Raw genomic sequence first — 13,002 nt, forward strand, 5'->3', positions numbered from 1 at the left:
CTCGATGACATGACGGATTACCAGCACGTGCTGGTCAAGCAGGACGGGGACACGGTCCGGATCACCATGAACCGGCCGGCCAAACGGAATTCGCTGACCGAGGAGCACTTGGCCGATCTGCTGGACGCGTTCAGGGCGGCGGGGGAGACCGACGCTTCCGGCATCGTGCTGGCCGGCGAGGGCAAGGTCTTCTCGGCCGGCCACGACTTCGGCGATGTCGCCGCGCGCGACCTGCTCGGCGTGCGCGAGCTGCTGACGCTGTGCACCGAGCTGATGCGCACGATCCAGTCCGTGCCGCAGGTGGTGATCGCCCGGGTGCACGCGCTCGCCACGGCGGCCGGCTGCCAGCTCATGGCGTCCTGCGATCTGGCCGTGGCGGCCGAGTCGGCGGGCTTTGCGTTGCCGGGTGGAAAGGGTGGGTGGTTCTGTCACACGCCCGCCGTGCCGGTCGCGCGGTCGGTCGGACGCAAGCGGCTGATGGAGCTGGTGCTCACCGGCGACGTGATCGACGCGGCTACCGCCGAGCAGTGGGGACTGATCAACAAGGCGGTGCCGGACGAGCGGCTCGACGAGGCCGTCGACGAGCTGCTTTCCCGTGCCACCAAGGGAAGCCGGGCCAGCAAGGCACTCGGCAAGCGCACCGTGTACGCCCAGCTCGACCGGCCGGAGGCGGACGCCTACGCGATCGCGCTGGAGGTCATGGCCGCCGCGTCGCAGTTGGACGGCGCGAAGGAGGGCATGGCCGCCTTCCTGGAGAAGCGCCGTCCAGTCTGGCCCGACTGACCGCGTACTTTAGCGGGATAAAGTACGGACGCATATCCCGTCCGCCATGTCAACTCACTCATCCACAGGCCCCTGACCTGTGGATGTTTCGTAGAGTAGCGGCTTCTACCCGGCTAAGGCCGGTACTTTAGCCCGCTAAAGTCCGTCGGTCGCAGTCGTGAAGAAGTGCTTTGCGGATGGAACCGAAGTGGTAGCTCGTGCATCTGAGTGGTCGACAAGGGTCGATCACGATGGGGCGAGACATGAAGTACTACCGAATCCTGGGGTTGGTCGCGGTCGCCGCGATCACGCTCACGGGTTGTGACAGCACTGGCAACGCGAGCGCGGCGGCCGGCCAGGCCGGCGGTGTCGTGGACACCAACGAGCCGGCGCCCGTGCCGCTGCCGCAGGGGCTTGACCTGGGCAAAGGCAACCGGCGCACACCGATCCCCGGCCTGCCCGACTGGAGCAAGGCCGGCTATCGCGGCGGCGAGAACCTGCCGGCCGCCGGTGACTACAACCCCGACGCCGCCTGCCGCACCACACCCGGCGAACTGGCCGCGAACTACGGCGTGCGTGCGGACGACGACGCGGATGATTCATTGGGCCTGCAGAAGGCGATCGACGACATCCGCACGTCGTGCTCGCCGAAGGCGAGCTTCACCAAGCTGTCGCTGATCATCCTGCCGGCCGGCACACTGACCGTGACTCGTCAGCTCTGGGTGGACGCCGACTACCTGACGATTCGCGGCGCCGGACACAGCACCCGCGTGGTGTTCCGGCCGGACGAGAACACCCGCTACGACACGCTCACCAAGGACGGCTCGCAGTGGGACCAGGACGCGATGACCTGCGGCAAGGGCCCGAAGGGCGGCTGGATCTGGCCGGGTCGCGGGTTGTTCCGCGTGCAGAGTCAGGAGATCGAGAAGTCCTATGTGGACGGTTGTCGGGAGCCGAACCGCCAGGACCTGGTGAAGGGCACCGTTAACGCGCACTGGAAGGCCGGCTTAAAGCTGGCCCCGAAGCCCGGCGACGGCGAGTACTCCGCCCGCGCCGGTGACACCGTGGTGCACGTCGCCAAGGCCGACGGCGACCTCAAGCCGGGCGCGCTGGTGAACGTCCGGGCCGCGAACACCATGAAGATGTACGAGGAGCAGAAGGCGCTGCCGACCGAGCACAAACTGCAGAACCTTCATATGCGGCAACGGATCCACCGCGTCGCGGCGGTAGAGGGTAAGACCGTCACGCTGGACGGGCCGCTGGAGTTCGACGTGCCGATCAAGTCCACTTCGGACGGTGCGCCGGAGATCGAGGGCGCGGAGTACGAGAGCAAGCTGGCGCCGCTGGCCGACCCGGTGATCGGCGTCGGATTCGAGAGCTTCTCGTTCACCCAGGACATGAAGGGCCTGCCCAAGGCGGGCGGCGGCAGCTACGACGACCTCACGCCGGAGAAGGTGCGCAACGACTACGGCAACTTCGCGCCCGAGTACGCCATGCACGGCATCGTGTTCAAGTGGGCGGCGGACGGCTTCGTGCGCAATATGAAGATCGAGATGACCGGCTCGCACCCGGTGGTCACCGAGGAGGCGCGCAACCTGGCGATCGTCAACAACACGTTCGACGGCGCGTGGAACAAAGGCAAGGGCGGCAACGGATATCTCCGCGGCAGCCGCGTGTGGGACTCGGTGTACGCGGACAACATCAGCCGCAACCTGCGCCACTTCACCATGCAGTGGTCCGCGTCCGGCAACGTGGTGATCCGCAACGACCTGGACAGCGATCTGAACATGCACGGCGGCTGGGAGCGGCGGAATCTGTTCGAGCTGAACACCGTCCGGATTCCGTTCGCGCACGGCCCGTCCCGGTGCACCGCGAACTGCGGCGGCGAGGTGGCCGGCGATGACGGCGAGACCACCTGGTACCCGATCTGGTGGGGTGCCGGCCGCAAGGCGGTCAAGTGGTCCGGCGCCACCGGTCCGCAGAACGTCTTCTTCAACAACGCGATGGCCAAGCAGTCGGTCCAGGGCGGCCCGTTCGCCGACTACCGGCCCAACGGCGGCGACGCGCACACGGTGCAGCAGTACGGCTGGGGCGGCGGGCGGTACCAGCACCTCGAACGGGACGGCGGCCCGATCGCCGACTGGTCCGGTGGGGAGACGGCGAACTACGCCGGGCGCGGTGTGGACACCGCCGCCACCGACCCGGCGCAGTCGCTGTTCCTGCGAGTCCCCCGATAACCCACAGGCCGGCCGCGGCGTCTCCCCATCGACCCGTCGCCGCGGCCAAAGGTGTGTCCCGCGGATCCCCGGATCCGCGGGACACACCCGTTTCACCCCCGGCACGCGGGACTCGCGGTGCCTGAGCGCGGGACTCGCCGGTGCACAGCGCGGGACTCGCGGGTGCAGGGCGCGGGACTCGCCGGTGCAGGGCGCGGGACTCGCGGCACGACCACGACCAGTGCGCTCAGGTGCGCTGGCGGTCTCGGATTGACCAGAGCAGCGCCACGCCGATCAGCACCATGATCACGCTGGCCGGGATCTGTAGCCCTTCCGGCAGCACGTGCCGGGTCAGGAACCAGCTCTTCGATCCGTCGACGATCTTGGAGATGGCACCGCCGATGCCCTGCACCAGCAGCACGATTCCGACCACCTCGGTCACGATTTTCATACGCTTTCCCTTTCCTCGTCACGGTTTCCCGCGTTCGACCCCATTTGCCACAGCGGACCGAACAGCAACCACGCGCCGAGCACGACGGTGAGCCGCACCATCCAGCCGGACGGGGCGGCCCAGAGCGCCTCGGTCTTGTCCGGTGTGCCGACCACGAAGACCAGGAACGCCATCGCGGAGTTGGCGATCAGCCAGGCGAGCGCACACCGCCGCCACAGCACCCATTCGTGCCGCAAACGGATCGGGCCGTGTTTCGGAACCTTGACCGGCTTCGGCCCGCCGGCGAACCGGTGCGCGAACCACGCGTCCGCCTTGGCGATCAGCGAGTGCCCGAAGGCGACGCTGAACCCCAGATACGCCGCGCCGATGCCGTGCACCGCCGTCGCCTCGCCACCGCGCCGCAGGTCGAACACCGTCGCGACCAGCAGCACCACGTCCAACAGCGGCGTGCTGACCAGCAGCACGTTGCTCGTGCGCCGCCAGCGCAGCAGGTAGCGCGCGCACAGCCCGGCGGCGAGCACCACCCAGAAGCCGACCTCGCAGATGGCGATCAGCGCCACCAGCGGGTTCTCGGAGATCTTGTCGATAATCGCGTCCACGAGTACAACCGTGGCGGCGGCGAGGGTGTCACCGCGTCGGCGATGCGAGCCATTCGTGGTACTTCCTTCGAATGACGCGAGCGCGCCGAGGCTGTGTTGTGATGGGCCGCGTGACCGATTCCGCCGTTCCGCGCGCGCGGCGCTGGGACGTGCTGGTGGCGGTCGTCTGCTTCGGGGTCGGCAGCATTCTGTACAGCGGGCTTCCGGTGTCGCTGCCGGCGGTGCCGTTCCTGCCGGTCGCCGGGTTCCCGTCGCTGGTCCTGCTCGCGGTCATGTGTGTGGGGCAGGTGTTCCGCACGACGTACCCGGTACCGGGGCTGCTGGTCGGGCTCGTGGCCGCGGTGATCGACGTGGCGCTCGGGCTGAGCCTGCCCGTGCTGCTGGTGCTCACCGACCTGCTCTACTGCGCCACGCTGTACGGCTCCCGGCGGACCAGCCGGGTGATCATGGTGCTGACCGGAACGCTCGTGCTGACCACCGCCGTGGTGTCGATGTCGTTCGCGGACGACTGGCGGCGCGGGGTGCTCACGATCTTGCAGGTGTGCCCGATCCCGCTGATCCCGGTGTGGTGGGCGGTGAACGTGCGCACGCAGCGGGAGATCGCCGAGTCGGAACGGGCGCGTGCGGACGATGTCGCGCGGATCGCCGAACTGGACCGGCAGGCGGCGGTGGGTGCCGAACGGTCCCGGATGGCGCGCGATCTGCACGACGTGATCGCCGGGCAGTTGTCCGCGATCGCCATCCAGACCGAGGCGCTTCTGTCCACTGTGGACGACATGCCGGAGCGGGCGCGTACGGTGTTGAAGTCCGTGCGGCACAACAGTGTCGCGTCGCTGACCGAGATGCGCGCGATGATCGGGTTGCTGCGGTCCGACGACACGGAGTCGATGGAGCGGACCGCGCCGGCCCGGCTGCGCGATCTCGATCCGCTGATCGACTCGGCGCGCGCGGCCGGGCTGCGCGTGCGCGTGGAGTCCACTGTGGACGGTGAGCTGCCGGCGGCGGTCGACCTGTCGGCGTACCGGATCGTGCAGGAGGCGCTGACCAACGCGGTGAAGCACGCGCCGGGGGCGGCGGCGAGCGTCTCCGTGCGGGGGTGCGAGGGCACGCTGGTTCTCGAGGTGGTCAACGAGTTGACCGGCTCGTCGTCGGGCACCGGTGGCGGCACGGGCCTGGCCACCATGGCCGAGCGGGCGCAGGCGGTCGGGGGCACGCTGGTGAGCGCCGGCCGGCACGACGACCGCTGGCTCGTGCGGGCCGAACTGCCTGTCGGGGAGGAGAAAGCGTGACGATCAAGGTGCTGATCGCGGACGACCACGACGCGATCAGGGCGGGGCTCGCGCTGATCCTGGACGGCGCGGACGGGATCGAGGTGGTGGCCGAGGCGTCCGACGGCGCGGCCGCCGTGCGCCGGGCGGAGGCGCTGCGGCCGGACGTGGTGCTGATGGACGTGCGGATGCCGGGGATGGACGGGATCGAGGCGACCGAACGGCTGCGCGGCGTGTGCGACGTGCTCGTGCTCGTGCTGACCACGTTCGACGTGGACGAGTACGTGTACGGGGCGCTGCGAGCCGGTGCCGCCGGGTTCCTGTTGAAGTCGGTGGACGCCGTGCGGCTGGTGGCGTCGGTGCGCTCGGTGGCGGCGGGGGACGGGGTGATCGAGCCGAGTGTCACCCGGCGTCTGCTGACCGCGTTCGCCGATGCCGCGCCCGCGGTCGGGGCGGCTCCGCCGGGGTTGGCGGAGTTGACCGAGCGGGAGCGGGATGTGTTGGCGTGCCTGGGAGACGGGCTGTCCAACGCGGAGATCGCCGCGCGGCTGGTGATCGCGGAGACGACGGTGAAGACGCACGTGTCGCGGGTGCTCACCAAGCTGGATCTGCGTTCCCGCCTCCAGGCCGCGATGGTCGCCCGAGACGCCGGCTTGTCATAACTCGCGAGTCCCGCGCCCTGCACCGGTGAGTCCCGCGCTGTGCACCTGCCGGCTCCGTCGCGGTTGCCAAGCGAACGAAGTCGTGTTCGCGGGTGTCGCCGCTCTGATCGCGGTGGTCGCCCGAGGTGTCGCCGCCGCCGCGCCGGTGCGACCGCCATCGGGATCACGCCGGGCACGTACATGAACTACGGCTTTCCCGGTGGCACAACGGAACTGACCGACGTCACCTGGTCGACAACGCCCGAGTACGACCCTGGCTATCAGTCCAACATCTTCTGGAGTCACCAGTTCGGCTTCAACAAGGGCGAAGGCGCCTACATCGGCATGCGGAGCAACGGCGGCAAGCCGCGCACGTTCCTGTTCTCGGTGTGGAACGCGACCGACACCACGACCGGCGTCGCGCTCAAGCTCGGCAGCATTCGCAACGCGGCGACCGCGATCTCGACCGGCGGAATGGTCGACTGGACCGAGTACTTCGAGTGGAACGACCCGCGGGCGAACTGCTACGACCAGCCCGGTTCGGCCGCGCGGTTCGGCCTGCCGGTGCCAACGGCGGCTCGATCACGGCGAAGGTCACCAGCACGAGCAGCAGTGACAACGCCTGCAAGCCGATGACCAGAATCGACACGGTGAACGGCGGGACGGCCCAGGTCTTGGCGATCGGCAACTCGGTGCGCGGTCCGGTGACCGGACTCGGCGGCAACTGCATGGACGCCGAGGGCGGGGTCGCCGACGGCGTGCGGGCGATCTTGTACGCGTGCGGTGGCGGGCTGAACCAGGCCTGGATCGCCGCGGCCGACGGAACGCTGCGGCTGCCGTCTGATCACTGCCTCGCCGTGGACCAGGACGGCTCGGTGAAGGTGCCTGGCTCACGACACGCGGAAAGGCCCTGTGGTACTAACTGATCGACACCGTCTCGCTTTCGTTCGCGATCCGCAGCGCCTCGACCAGTTTGCGGTACAGGTCGTCGGTGGCGAGCAGTCGCTCGTGATCACCGATGGCGCGCACCCGGCCGGCTTCCATCACGACGATCGTGTCCGCGTCGAGCACCGTGGACAGCCGGTGCGCGATCGTCACCACCGCGCCGGTGCTCGCCCGCCGGCGGATGCAGTCGTGGATCGCCGCCTCGGTGAGCGCGTCCACCTGCGCGGTCGCCTCGTCGAGTAGCAGCACGTCGGGGCTGCGCAGGATCGCCCGCGCGAGCGCGATGCGTTGCCGCTCGCCGCCGGACACCGCGGTCGACGACAGCGGCGTGTCCAGCCCGTCGTCCAACGAGTCGATCTTCTCCAGCAGCCGCACCTCGCCGAGCACCTCGCGCAGCTCCTCCTCGCTCGCGTCGGGGTGGGTGAACAGCAGGTTCTCCCGAATCGTGCCCGGCACGATCGGCGCCTCCTGCTCGACGTAGGCGAGGTGCGCGCGCAACTCGTCATGCGTGTACTCGCCGTACGGCCGGCCGCCCAGGTACAGCTCGCCGTTCTGGGGCCGGAGAAACCGCAGGATCAGCGAGAACATCGTCGTCTTGCCCGCACCGGACGGCCCGACGATCGCCACGTGACCGCGCTTCGGCACGGCCAGGTCCACACCCTTGACGGCCGGCTCCATGTCCGGCCCGTAGGCGGCGACGACTTCGCGCAGCTCCAGCACGTTCTCCCCGCTCACCGGGCCGCTCGTGGGCACGGGCCGCCGTTCGTCCGCCTCCATCTCGAGCGCCTCGACGTCCCGAATCCGGCCGGCCGCCGCGATGCCCGACTGCAGCGCGGTCGTGTTCTGTGTCAGCTCGGTGATCGGGTCGATCAGGCCGAACGCGTACAGCAGGAACGCGATCAGGCTGGACACCTCGAGCTGACCTTGGCTGACCCGCCACGCGCCGATCCCGAGAATCAGGATGATCGCGAGCTGCACGCCCGACCACGCGATCGTCCAACTCGTCGCCTCGCGCCGCACCGCACGAATGCCGTAGTCGGCCGACGCCCGCGCCTCGGTGAGGATTCGATCGGCCTGCCGGTCCTCGGCGCGGCTCGCCTTCACCGTGCGGATCGCGCGCACCGCGCTCTCCAGCGCGCCGCCGAGCTTGCCGACGTGATCCTGCGCCCGTTCCTGCGCCTTCGCGATCGCCGGCATCAACAGGGCGAACACCACGCCGACCACGGCGATCGCCGCGACGGTCGTGCCGAGCAGCACCAGGTCGAGCACGCCCATCAGCACCATGCTTCCCGCGAGCATGACCGCGCCGTTGACCAGCCCGATCACGCTGGACGAGGCGGCCTCGCGCAGCAGCAGGGTGTCCGAGGTGACCCTGGTGACGAACTCGCCGGACGGCCTCCCGGTCACGGCGGGAATCGTGGCGCGGAACAGCCGCCGCACCATCGACTCCCGGACGTCGAACACCACGCGCTCGCCGAGCGCGCCCAGCAGCGTCCACTGCCACAGCAGGACCGCCGCGCCGACGATCATCAGCGCGAGCAGGGTGAGCACCGGGCCGCTGAGCGACTCCGAGCCGGCCAGCGAATCGAGCACCCACTTGGTCACCATCGGCGTGGCCAGGCCCATCGCCGATCCGATCAGTGCGAGCACCAGTCCCAAGATGAGCGTGCGCAGGTGCGGTCGGGCGAACGACCAGAGGATCGCCATGCGCGCACGGTTCGGAGCTTCTTTGTCCCCCTCGATACTTGCCATGCCCCAAGTGGAACATTGGTGTTCCATCGTGTCAACGGACTTTCCGTTCTGGGGCGGCACCGGTGTACGGTGCTGCATATGGTTGTCGATGGCCCCGCCGAGACCGGCGCACGAGCACGGACCAGGCGCGCGATCCTGGACGCCGCGGTCAGCGCGCTGTCCCGCGATCCGGCGTCCTCGCTCGGCGACATCGCGGCCGCGGCCGGGGTCGGGCGCACCACCGTGCACCGGTACTTCGCCGAGCGTTCGGACCTGCTCCAGGCGCTGAGCAACGACGCGCTGGACAAGATCGCGGTCGCGAACGAGCGCGCGCGACTCGGCGAGGGAGGCCCGGTCGAGGCGCTCGAGCGGTTCTGCAAGGAGATGTTCGAACTCGGCGACCTGCTGATGCTGATCTTCAACGACCCGCAGTTGATGGCCTGCCCCGAATGGGAGGAGTACACCGAGGCGGACCGGGACTTCCTGCGGCTGGTGGAACGCGGGCACGCCGAAGGGGTGATGGACCGGGAACTGTCGCCGGAATGGGTCCAGCAAACCCTCTGGGCTCTGCTGTACGCGGCGTGGTCGCACGTGCGGGAAAACGGCGCCTCCAAGTTCGACGCGCTCGTCCTGTGCCTTCGGACCGTCAGAAAGTCGATCGCGACCTGACGCACCCTGTAACGGAAGCGCTACCCCTGGCGACATAGCCGATCGCTGGGGTTGATTCGTGAACGGCTGGGGGCGGCGAATGGCGCGTATTCGATTGGCATGCGTCGCGCTTTTCCTGGCAATCGCGGCCGGCTGCACCGAAGTGGTCACCGGAACGGGGTCAATGGACACCCGGCCGCAACCGCCCTTGACCAGTGCCGCGGCGCTGGGCGATATCGCGACCGTCGATTTCTGCAGTCTCGTCGACCGCGCCGTGATCGACAAAGTGAGCGGCGTCGCCGAGATCGACGTCTCCATGGACAGATGTCAGGTCACCGTGTCCAAGAACGGCGTTCCGATGGTGCTGGTTGTCGGCGAGCCCATGGATGGAGAGACACGCGACAGCATGCCGACGTCGCCGCACCAGGTGGCTGATCTGCCCGCCGGCATCACCGTGGCCAAGTTCGAAGAAGAGGATATGTGCGGCCGCGAGATCGTGTTCGCCGATCAGATGCGGCTCCGGGTCAATGTCGCCCTCGCCGAGCCGGATGGCCGAAACCTCGAATATCGCACACGACACATGTGTGAAGTGGCCGATGCCGCACTGGAAACGGCGCTCAAGATGGTTCGTGGTGGCACGGCCCTGCATTTCGAATACGGCGATCGATCCTATTCGACGTTGGCCGCCTGCGACATGATCCCGGCATCGGCCGTGGCCATCGCTCTCGACGCGCAACGTGTTTCCACGAAACGCTATCCGACCGGTCACGAGTGCGAATGGGACCGAGATTCCGCACGCGCGTTGTTTGCCTTCATGCTGCGGCCGCTCTCCCTCGACGTTCCGCCCGACGCGATCGAGGAGACGATCGCGGGTCGCCGGTCGTACGTGTTGCCCGACGGTCTGACCATCGGCTCGGGATGCGAGGTGTTCACGGTGAATCTGCGTGGGCCGCGGCCGGGCCTGACCGAAGGCGCCGCCGTGTACGTCGAGTTGTTCGAACCCGGGCAGGACGATCGGGCGTGCACAATCGCCCGTGGCCTGGCCGGCGCCGCTTTCGCGAAACTACCGCCGGTTTAGATCGGCTGCGCGTGCTCGTGCAGGAGCAGCAGTGTGTACGCGGCGACCGACTGCGCGTCGGTGATCTCGCCGCGCGCGATCATCGCCTCGAACTCGCCGCGCGGGAACCACGCCGAGGTCATGTCCTGCTCGGTGTGCTCCCGCTCGTGCTCACCCTCGGTCAACTCGGTCGCCAGGAACACCCGCCCGCGCTGGCTGGACAGGCCGGGAGCGACGTCCAACTGCCCGATCTCGGTCAGCGAACCGGCCCGCAGCCCGGTCTCCTCGCGCAGCTCGCGCGCGGCCAGCTCGGCCGGATCGCTGTCCGCGCGATCGGGTGCGGTGCCCTGCGGGAACTCCCAGCGTCGCATGGACAACGGGTACCGGAACTGCTCGACCAGGTGCACCCGCTCGCCGTCGAGCGGGATCACCAGCGCGTAGTCCGGCTTGTCCACGACGCCGTAGATCCCCTCGGTGCCGTCCGGCCGGCGCACCGCGTCTTCTCGCACGGTCATCCACGGATTCGCGTACACCTGACGTGAGGCATTCGACTCCACGGCGTCGATCCTGCCTCATCTGAGAAACCGGCCCGGATTAGGCTGGTGCCGCGGTGATGAACAGGGGAGTACACAATGCGGCGGAGAGTGTGGGCGATGGCCGCCCTGGTCATGTTCGTACTCGCGGGGTGCGCCGAACCGGTGGCGGGCAACGGATCGCCCGACCCCGCCTGGCCGCCGCCGCTGACCGCGGCACAGGCTATCGGCGGCGACTTCGCCACCATCGAGTACTGCAGCCTCGCCGACGAGGAGCCGCTCGCCACGTTCGCCCAGCCGATCACCGCGCTGGACGCGATGAAGGGCTGCGGCATCGGTTTCGTCGAGGGCAGTCCGCCGATCGGCCTCTACATCGGGCGGCTCTACGACTTCCGCAAGCCGCAGCAATACCGTCGTGAACAGGTCCCGCGCGCCGGCCTGCCGTTCGGGGTGCGGCAGGAGGGCCAGCAGCGACCGGGCCTGTGCCGCCGGTTCGTGGTGTTCGCCGACGAGATCGCGCTCGAGTCGCGGGCCAGCGAGCGGACCGGCGAGGGCGCGCCGCCCAACCCCGCCGAGCTGTGCGCCGCCGCGGACGCCGGTGTCACCAGCATGGTGAAGAACATCAACGAGCGGTCCGTGCGGCACTGGCAGTTCGGCGAGCGCTCCTGGGCACCGCTGCAGGCGTGTGGGTTCGCGCCGGACGACGTGGTCACTCAGCGGGCCGGGCTGCCGCACGGCACGAAGGGCACGCTGGACCCGAGCCGGCACGCGTGCGAGTGGGGTGATCCCGAGTCCGGTGCGCTGGTGACGTTCGACTTCTCGTTCGGCGCCACGTACGGCGCTCCGCTGGAGACCATCGCCGGCCGAGGAGCTACGGTTTCCGTGGCGCCGAACCAGTACCGGTCGGTGTGCACGGTGGTGATCTATCACATTCGCGCGCCGACGAAGAAGGAACTGTCCGAGACCGCCGAGGTGATCGTGGCCTTTTCCGAGCCTGGCAGGGGAGTCGAGGCCTGTGCGGCCGCGCGGGACATCGCCGCGGCCGCGTTCCCGCTGCTTCCCCCGACATGACGGGCCGCCGTCCGAGCCTGCTCGTCGCCGTCGTGGCCATCGTGCTGACGGCAGCGGGGTGCACCGGTGTGGTCGCCGGCACCGCGAGCCCCGACCCGTCGATCACGACCGTGGAGCGCGCGTACGGGAATGTGTCCACAGTGGACTACTGCAGCCTGGTCGAGCCGCAGTACGCGCCGCGCACCGGCGACGATCTGCCGTCCATGGACCTGTGCCTGATCTATATGGAGGACAGCGGCACGAAGGTGAACCTGCTCGTCGGGCCGATCGTCAAGTACGAGACGAACAACTCCGCGAACGTCCCGGTGCCCATTGCCGGCGTGCCGGCCGGCGTCGAGGTGCGCGGGCGGGAAACCGAGCGGGGCTGCCAGCGCAACCTGTACTTCCCCGGCCAGATGGCGCTCGTGCTGCGGGTTTCCCAGCGCGACGACGACTCCGGTCCGCCGCTGGCGGCCGGCGTCGCGTGCACCATGGCCGACAATGCGGCCACCGGCGCGGTGCGGTCGATCGGCAGCCAGCGGGTGCGGCACTGGACCTACGGCGACCGGTCGCTCGGCAACCAGGAGGCGTGCGCCATGCTGCCCGACGACCTGGTCGCCACGACGGCGTCGATGCCGGGTGTGCGCGCTCGGCCGCAGGTGCACAAGCACAACTGCGACTGGTACACCAAGGACGACGGCCCGCTGGTGCAGGTGCTGCTCGGGTTCATCAAGACGAGCGAGACGCCCGACCCGGAGACGATCGGTGGCCGCCCGGCCAAGACCCAGCCGACCACCGCGTCCGGCCGGCTCGGCTGCCGGGTCACCACACGGCACGTGCCCGCGCCCGCGGACAAGCTCCAGGAGTTCGCCAGGATCGAGGTGTCGCTGCCGAGTGCGGGCGTCACCGCGGGTACCGGCGGTCAGGCGTGCACGATGGCGCGCCAGCTCGCCGAGGTCGCGTTCGCCAAACTCGCCCGCCCATAGGCCACCCACCCCTCGGCCCACCTACCCCACCTACCGACTTCACGCAGCCGGGTGTGTTGACCGCCCCGATCGAAAGCCACGCTGAGGTCGAAACTCTTTGTCGAGGGCGGTCGCC

General features: G+C 69.2%; 14 protein-coding genes. 10 read left to right on the forward strand and 4 right to left on the reverse strand.

Annotation, left to right across the window (positions count from 1 at the left end; all coding sequences use genetic code 11):
• Nucleotides 1–9: 9 nt before the first annotated feature.
• Nucleotides 10–783, forward strand: a complete 774-nt coding sequence (locus EV193_RS27825; RefSeq protein WP_130347900.1) for an enoyl-CoA hydratase-related protein — start codon at nt 10–12, stop codon at nt 781–783.
• Nucleotides 784–1,025: 242 nt separating this feature from the next.
• Nucleotides 1,026–2,999, forward strand: a complete 1,974-nt coding sequence (locus tag EV193_RS27830; RefSeq protein ID WP_130347901.1) for a pectate lyase family protein — start codon at nt 1,026–1,028, stop codon at nt 2,997–2,999.
• Between the two features lie 226 nt (nt 3,000–3,225).
• On the opposite strand, the gene EV193_RS27835 is transcribed toward EV193_RS27830, so the two are convergent.
• Together EV193_RS27835 and EV193_RS27840 are read right to left on the reverse strand one after the other, a co-directional pair.
• Nucleotides 3,226–3,429: a hypothetical protein gene (locus tag EV193_RS27835; RefSeq protein WP_242613716.1), complete on the reverse strand. Its 204-nt coding sequence runs from the start codon at nt 3,427–3,429 to the stop codon at nt 3,226–3,228.
• A complete protein-coding gene (locus tag EV193_RS27840) occupies nt 3,426–4,028 on the reverse strand; it encodes a hypothetical protein (RefSeq protein ID WP_130347902.1) in 603 nt (200 codons plus the stop codon). The genes EV193_RS27835 and EV193_RS27840 overlap by 4 nt, the downstream gene beginning before the upstream one ends.
• Nucleotides 4,029–4,138: 110 nt before the next feature.
• Between EV193_RS27840 and EV193_RS27845 the strand changes: the two genes are divergently transcribed.
• The 4 genes from EV193_RS27845 (at nt 4,139) to EV193_RS27860 (ending at nt 6,863) form a co-directional block, all read left to right on the forward strand.
• The gene (locus tag EV193_RS27845; RefSeq protein ID WP_423202235.1) at nt 4,139–5,317 is read left to right on the forward strand and encodes a sensor histidine kinase; all 1,179 of its coding nucleotides are present in this window, start codon (nt 4,139–4,141) and stop codon (nt 5,315–5,317) included.
• Nucleotides 5,314–5,958, forward strand: a complete 645-nt coding sequence (locus EV193_RS27850; RefSeq protein WP_130347904.1) for a response regulator — start codon at nt 5,314–5,316, stop codon at nt 5,956–5,958. The genes EV193_RS27845 and EV193_RS27850 overlap by 4 nt, the downstream gene beginning before the upstream one ends.
• Nucleotides 5,959–6,138: 180 nt before the next feature.
• Nucleotides 6,139–6,573, forward strand: a complete 435-nt coding sequence (locus EV193_RS27855) for a hypothetical protein (RefSeq protein WP_130347905.1) — start codon at nt 6,139–6,141, stop codon at nt 6,571–6,573.
• 14 nt (nt 6,574–6,587) lie between these two features.
• Entirely contained in the window at nt 6,588–6,863 is a 276-nt protein-coding gene (locus EV193_RS27860) for a ricin-type beta-trefoil lectin domain protein (protein WP_130347906.1), read from the forward strand.
• On the opposite strand, the gene EV193_RS27865 is transcribed toward EV193_RS27860, so the two are convergent.
• Nucleotides 6,856–8,634: an ABC transporter ATP-binding protein gene (locus tag EV193_RS27865; protein WP_242613717.1), complete on the reverse strand. Its 1,779-nt coding sequence runs from the start codon at nt 8,632–8,634 to the stop codon at nt 6,856–6,858. The two genes, EV193_RS27860 and EV193_RS27865, sit on opposite strands and share 8 nt — an antisense overlap.
• A gap of 78 nt (nt 8,635–8,712) precedes the next feature.
• Here EV193_RS27865 and EV193_RS27870 point away from each other — a divergent pair, with 78 nt between their 5' ends.
• Nucleotides 8,713–9,282, forward strand: coding sequence for a TetR/AcrR family transcriptional regulator (locus EV193_RS27870; protein WP_130347907.1), 570 nt, complete (start codon nt 8,713–8,715; stop codon nt 9,280–9,282).
• 58 nt (nt 9,283–9,340) lie between these two features.
• On the forward strand, nt 9,341–10,339 hold the full coding sequence (locus EV193_RS27875) for a hypothetical protein (protein ID WP_130347908.1): 999 nt from the start codon (nt 9,341–9,343) through the stop codon (nt 10,337–10,339).
• Here EV193_RS27875 and EV193_RS27880 read toward each other — a convergent pair.
• Nucleotides 10,336–10,875: an NUDIX domain-containing protein gene (locus EV193_RS27880; protein ID WP_242613718.1), complete on the reverse strand. Its 540-nt coding sequence runs from the start codon at nt 10,873–10,875 to the stop codon at nt 10,336–10,338. The two genes, EV193_RS27875 and EV193_RS27880, sit on opposite strands and share 4 nt — an antisense overlap.
• A 75-nt stretch (nt 10,876–10,950) precedes the next feature.
• Here EV193_RS27880 and EV193_RS27885 point away from each other — a divergent pair, with 75 nt between their 5' ends.
• Both EV193_RS27885 and EV193_RS27890 read left to right on the forward strand, forming a co-directional pair.
• Nucleotides 10,951–11,922, forward strand: coding sequence for a hypothetical protein (locus tag EV193_RS27885; protein WP_130347910.1), 972 nt, complete (start codon nt 10,951–10,953; stop codon nt 11,920–11,922).
• Nucleotides 11,919–12,887, forward strand: coding sequence for a hypothetical protein (locus tag EV193_RS27890; protein WP_130347911.1), 969 nt, complete (start codon nt 11,919–11,921; stop codon nt 12,885–12,887). Before EV193_RS27885 ends, EV193_RS27890 begins: the two co-directional genes overlap by 4 nt.
• The last annotated feature ends 115 nt before the right edge of the window (nt 12,888–13,002 follow it).

The sequence above is a fragment of the Herbihabitans rhizosphaerae genome, from assembly GCF_004216555.1.
In the GTDB taxonomy this organism is placed as follows: domain Bacteria; phylum Actinomycetota; class Actinomycetes; order Mycobacteriales; family Pseudonocardiaceae; genus Herbihabitans; species Herbihabitans rhizosphaerae.

Coding starts and splice junctions, on each gene's coding strand:
- EV193_RS27825 (WP_130347900.1), top strand. CDS start 10: ATGACGGATTACCAGCACGTGCTGGTCAAGCAGGACGGGGACACGGTC.
- EV193_RS27890 (WP_130347911.1), top strand. CDS start 11,919: ATGACGGGCCGCCGTCCGAGCCTGCTCGTCGCCGTCGTGGCCATCGTG.
- EV193_RS27830 (WP_130347901.1), top strand. CDS start 1,026: ATGAAGTACTACCGAATCCTGGGGTTGGTCGCGGTCGCCGCGATCACG.
- EV193_RS27855 (WP_130347905.1), top strand. CDS start 6,139: ATGAACTACGGCTTTCCCGGTGGCACAACGGAACTGACCGACGTCACC.
- EV193_RS27865 (WP_242613717.1), bottom strand. CDS start 8,634: ATGGCAAGTATCGAGGGGGACAAAGAAGCTCCGAACCGTGCGCGCATG.
- EV193_RS27885 (WP_130347910.1), top strand. CDS start 10,951: ATGCGGCGGAGAGTGTGGGCGATGGCCGCCCTGGTCATGTTCGTACTC.
- EV193_RS27835 (WP_242613716.1), bottom strand. CDS start 3,429: ATGAAAATCGTGACCGAGGTGGTCGGAATCGTGCTGCTGGTGCAGGGC.
- EV193_RS27870 (WP_130347907.1), top strand. CDS start 8,713: ATGGTTGTCGATGGCCCCGCCGAGACCGGCGCACGAGCACGGACCAGG.